Source organism: Actinomadura sp. (assembly GCF_044508335.1).
Classification (GTDB): domain Bacteria; phylum Actinomycetota; class Actinomycetes; order Streptosporangiales; family Streptosporangiaceae; genus Spirillospora.
This window is the reverse complement of the sequence record NZ_JBIQHY010000205.1, coordinates 1-5,122: the sequence shown is the minus strand read 5'-3', so window position 1 is coordinate 5,122 and position 5,122 is coordinate 1. Positions and strand designations below refer to the sequence as shown.

General features: G+C 71.7%; 2 protein-coding genes. Both read left to right on the top strand.

The genetic code is table 11. The annotated features are described in order from the left end of the window. Nucleotides 1-3,642 (top strand): glutamate synthase large subunit (gene gltB, locus ACIWVC_RS34015; RefSeq protein ID WP_396455127.1); only part of this gene is annotated, 3,642 nt, incomplete at its 5' end. Nucleotides 3,643-3,660: 18 nt separating this feature from the next. Continuing rightward, nucleotides 3,661-5,122, top strand: a 1,462-nt coding sequence (locus tag ACIWVC_RS34010) for a glutamate synthase subunit beta (RefSeq protein WP_396453238.1), incomplete at its 3' end; no start/stop codon positions are given.

The window sequence follows — 5,122 nt, the reverse complement described above, 5'->3', positions numbered from 1 at the left end:
CACCTCGGCGGCCGGTCGCTGCCGCACGCGGTGCTGATGATGATCCCGGAGGCGTGGGAGAACCACGCCGAGATGGACGCCGAGCGCCGCGCGTTCTACGAGTTCCACTCCACGCTGATGGAGGCGTGGGACGGCCCCGCGAGCGTCAGCTTCACCGACGGCACCGTGGTCGGCGCCGTCCTGGACCGCAACGGGCTGCGCCCCGGCCGGTACTGGGTGACCGACGACGGCCTGGTCGTGCTGGCCAGCGAGGCGGGCGTGCTCGACATCCCGGCGAGCAAGGTCGTCCGCAAGGGCCGGCTGCAGCCCGGCAAGATCTTCCTCGTGGACACCGCCGCCGGGCGGATCGTCGAGGACGACGAGGTCAAGGCCGAGCTGGCGGCCGAGCACCCGTACGGAGAGTGGCTGCACCAGGGCCTCGTCCGGTTCGAGGAGCTGCCGCGCCGCGAGCGGGAGATCCCGACCCACGAGACGCTGGTCAAGCGGCAGCAGACGTTCGGGTACACGCTCGAAGAGCAGCGGATCATCCTGACGCCGATGGCGAAGAACGGCGCCGAGCCGATCGGGTCGATGGGCACCGACACCCCGATCGCGGTGCTGTCGGAGCGGCCGCGGCTGCTGTTCGACTACTTCAAGCAGCTGTTCGCGCAGGTCACCAACCCGCCGCTGGACGCGATCCGCGAGGAGCTCGTCACCTCGCTGCAGTCCACGCTCGGCCCGGAGGGCAACCTCCTCGCGCCCGGCCCGGACTCGTGCCGCCGGCTCGTGCTGCCCACCCCGATCCTGGACAACGACGAGCTGTCCAAGATCATCCACATCGACGACGAGGGCTCGCTGCCGCACCTGCAGGCCTACGTCGTGCAGGGCCTGTACGAGGTGTCCGGCGGGGGAGAGGCCCTCGAAGCCCGCCTGGAGGAGATCAACTCCGAGGTCGGCCGGGCCATCTCCGCCGGCGCCCGCATCATCGTCCTGTCGGACCGGGGCGCCGACTCGGCCCGCGCCGCGATCCCGTCGCTGCTGCTCACCGGGTCCGTGCACCACCACCTGATCCGGGAGAAGACCCGCACCCGGGTCGGCCTGGTGGTCGAGACCGGCGAGGCCCGCGAGTGCCACCACATGGCGCTGCTCATCGGGTACGGCGCGTCCGCGATCAACCCGTACCTGGCCATCGAGACCGTCGAGGACCTGGTCCGCGGCGGCGACATCGAGGGCCTGACGCCGGGCGAGGCCGTCCGGAACCTGGTGAAGGCGTACGGCAAGGGCGTCCTGAAGATCATGTCGAAGATGGGCGTGTCCACGGTCGCGTCCTACACCGGCGCGCAGATCTTCGAGGCGATCGGCCTCGGCGAGGACGTCGTGTCCCGCTGCTTCACCGGCACCACGTCCCGGCTCGGCGGCGTCGGCTTCGACGTGCTGGCCCGGGAGGTCGCGCAGCGGCACGCCCGCGCCTACCCGCCGGGCGGCAACGAGCTCGCGCACCGCACCCTGGAGGTCGGCGGCGAGTACCAGTGGCGCCGCGAGGGCGAGCCGCACCTGTTCAACCCGGACACGGTGTTCAAGCTGCAGCACGCCACCCGCACCCGCCGCTACGAGATCTTCAAGGAGTACACCTCCAAGGTCGACTCGCAGGCCGAGAAGCTGATGACCCTCCGCGGGCTGTTCAAGCTGAAGGAGGGCGAGCGGGAACCGGTGCCGATCGACGAGGTCGAGCCCGTATCGGAGATCGTCAAGCGGTTCTCCACCGGTGCCATGTCGTACGGGTCCATCTCGGCGGAGGCGCACGAGACCCTCGCGATCGCGATGAACCGCCTCGGCGGCAAGTCCAACACCGGCGAGGGCGGCGAGGACCCGGAGCGCTTCACCCCGGACGAGAACGGCGACCTGCGGCGCAGCGCCATCAAGCAGGTCGCGTCCGGCCGGTTCGGCGTGACCTCGGAGTACCTCACCAACTCCGACGACATCCAGATCAAGATGGCGCAGGGCGCCAAGCCCGGCGAGGGCGGCCAGCTGCCCGGCCACAAGGTGTACCCGTGGATCGCCAAGACCCGGCACTCCACGCCCGGCGTCGGCCTCATCTCGCCGCCGCCGCACCACGACATCTACTCGATCGAGGACCTGGCGCAGCTCATCCACGACCTGAAGAACGCCAACCCGGCGGCGCGCGTGCACGTCAAGCTCGTCGCCGAGGTCGGGGTCGGCACGGTCGCGACCGGGGTGTCCAAGGCGCACGCCGACGTGGTGCTGATCTCCGGGCACGACGGCGGCACCGGCGCGTCCCCGCTGACGTCGCTGAAGCACGCCGGCGCGCCCTGGGAGCTGGGCCTCGCCGAGACGCAGCAGACGCTGCTGCTGAACGGGCTGCGCGACCGCATCGTCGTGCAGACCGACGGGCAGATGAAGACCGGCCGGGACGTCGTCATCGCCGCCCTGCTGGGCGCCGAGGAGTACGGCTTCGCGACCGCTCCGCTGGTGGTGTCGGGCTGCATCATGATGCGGGTCTGCCACCTGGACACCTGCCCGGTCGGCGTCGCCACCCAGAACCCGGTGCTGCGGCAGCGGTTCTCCGGCAAGCCGGAGTTCGTGGTGAACTTCTTCGAGTTCATCGCCGAGGAGGTCCGCGAGTACCTGGCGGCCCTCGGGTTCCGGTCGCTGGACGAGGCGATCGGCCGCGTCGAGATGATCGACACCCACGAGGCCGTCGACCACTGGAAGGCGTCCGGCCTGGACCTGTCCCCGATCCTGCACACCCCCGAGGTCGCGGACGGGGCGTCCCTGCGCTGCACCACCGAGCAGGACCACGGGCTGGAGAAGGCCCTGGACAACACGCTGATCCAGCTGGCCGAGGGCGCGATCGCGTTCGGCGACGCGGTGAAGCTGGAGCTGCCGATCCGCAACGTCAACCGGACGGTCGGCACCATGCTCGGCCACGAGGTGACGAAGAAGTGGGGCGGCGCGGGCCTGCCCGACGACACCATCGACGTCACCTTCACCGGCTCGGCCGGCAACTCGTTCGGCGCGTTCGTGCCGCGCGGCATCACGCTGCGGCTGATCGGCGACGCCAACGACTACGTCGGCAAGGGCCTGTCCGGCGGGCGGCTCACGCTGCGGCCCCCGGCGGACGCCGGGTTCGCGGCCGAGGAGCAGATCATCGGCGGCAACGTCATCCTGTACGGCGCCACGTCCGGCGAGCTGTTCGCCCGCGGGATCGTCGGCGAGCGGTTCTGCGTCCGCAACTCCGGCGCCACCGCCGTCGTCGAGGGCGCCGGCGACCACGCCTGCGAGTACATGACCGGCGGCCGCGCCGTCATCCTCGGCCGGACGGGCCGCAACCTCGCGGCCGGCATGTCCGGCGGCATCGCCTACGTCCTGGACCTGGTGCCCGAGCGCGTCAACGGCGAGATGGTCGACCTGGAACCGCTCGACCCCGGCGACGCCGAGTTCGTCCGCGGCCTGGTCGAGCGGCACCTGGCCGAGACCGCCTCGCGGGTCGCGCGGCGGCTGCTGGACGACTGGGACGCCGCCGCGGCCCGCTTCACCAAGATCATGCCGCGTGACTACCGGCGCGTCCTGGACGCCATGGCCAAGGCCGAGGCGGAGGGACGCGACGTCGACGAGGCCGTCATGGCCGCGGCGCAGAGCTGAGAGAGGGGGACTTCCCACATGGCCGACCCCAAGGGATTTCTGACCGTCCGGCGGGAGCTCCCGAAGCGCCGCCCGGTCGACGTGCGGATCAAGAGCTGGTCCGAGGTCTACGAGGACTTCGGCAGGGACCGGCTGGAGAAGCAGGCGAGCCGCTGCATGGACTGCGGCATCCCGTTCTGCCACCAGGGCTGCCCGCTCGGCAACCTCATCCCCGAGTGGAACGACCTCGTCTACCGCAAGGACTGGCACGAGGCCGTCGAGCGGCTGCACGCCACCAACAACTTCCCGGAGTTCACCGGGAGGCTGTGCCCCGCCCCGTGCGAGAGCGCCTGCGTCCTCGGCATCAACCAGGAGCCGGTGACGATCAAGCGGGTCGAGGTCGAGATCATCGACCGGGCGTTCGCGGAGGGCTGGGTGCGCCCGCAGCCGCCCGCCGTGAAGACCGGCAAGACGGTCGCGATCGTCGGCTCGGGGCCCGCGGGCCTCGCCGCCGCGCAGCAGCTCACCCGCGCCGGCCACGACGTCACCGTGTACGAGCGCGCCGACCGCGTCGGCGGCCTGCTGCGCTACGGCATCCCCGAGTTCAAGATGGAGAAGCGGCACCTCGACCGGCGGCTCGCCCAGATGCGCGCCGAGGGCACCGCCTTCAAGACCTCGGTGAACGCGGGCGTCGACATCACCGCCGACGAGCTGCGCGGCCGCTACGACGCGGTCGTCCTCGCGGGCGGCGCCACCGCCTGGCGCGACCTGCCGGTCCCCGGCCGCGAGCTCAAGGGCGTCTACCAGGCGATGGAGTACCTGCCGCCGTCCAACCGGGTGCAGGAGGGCGACTACGAGGAGTCGCCGATCTCCGCGAAGGGCAAGCACGTCGTCGTGATCGGCGGCGGCGACACCGGCGCCGACTGCATCGGCACCGCGATCCGGCAGGGCGCCGCGTCCGTCACCCAGCTGGAGATCATGCCGCGGCCGCCGGAGACCCGCCCGGACTCCCAGCCGTGGCCGACGTACCCGATGCTGTTCAAGATGGAGACCGCCCACGAGGAGCTCGCCGACATGGGCGGCGACCGGGTCTACGCGGTGTCCACCACCGGGTTCACCGGCGACGAGGACGGCAACGTCCGCGCGCTGAGGCTCGTCGAGGTCGGCGGCCCGGAGACCGGGTTCAAGCCGGTCGAGGGCACCGAGCGGGAGATCCCGGCCGAGCTGGTCACCCTCGCCATGGGCTTCCTCGGCCCGCAGCGCGAAGGCCTGCTCGAACAGCTCGGCGTCGAGCTGGACCGGCGCGGCAACGTGGCCCGCGACGCCGACTACCGGACCTCCGTGGACGGCGTGTTCGTCGCCGGCGACATGGGCCGCGGCCAGTCCCTGATCGTCTGGGCGATCGCCGAGGGCCGCTCCGCCGCGCGCGGCGTCGACGCCTACCTCACCGGCCGTTCCGACCTGCCGTACCCGATCCCGCCGACGGCGCGCCCGATCGCCT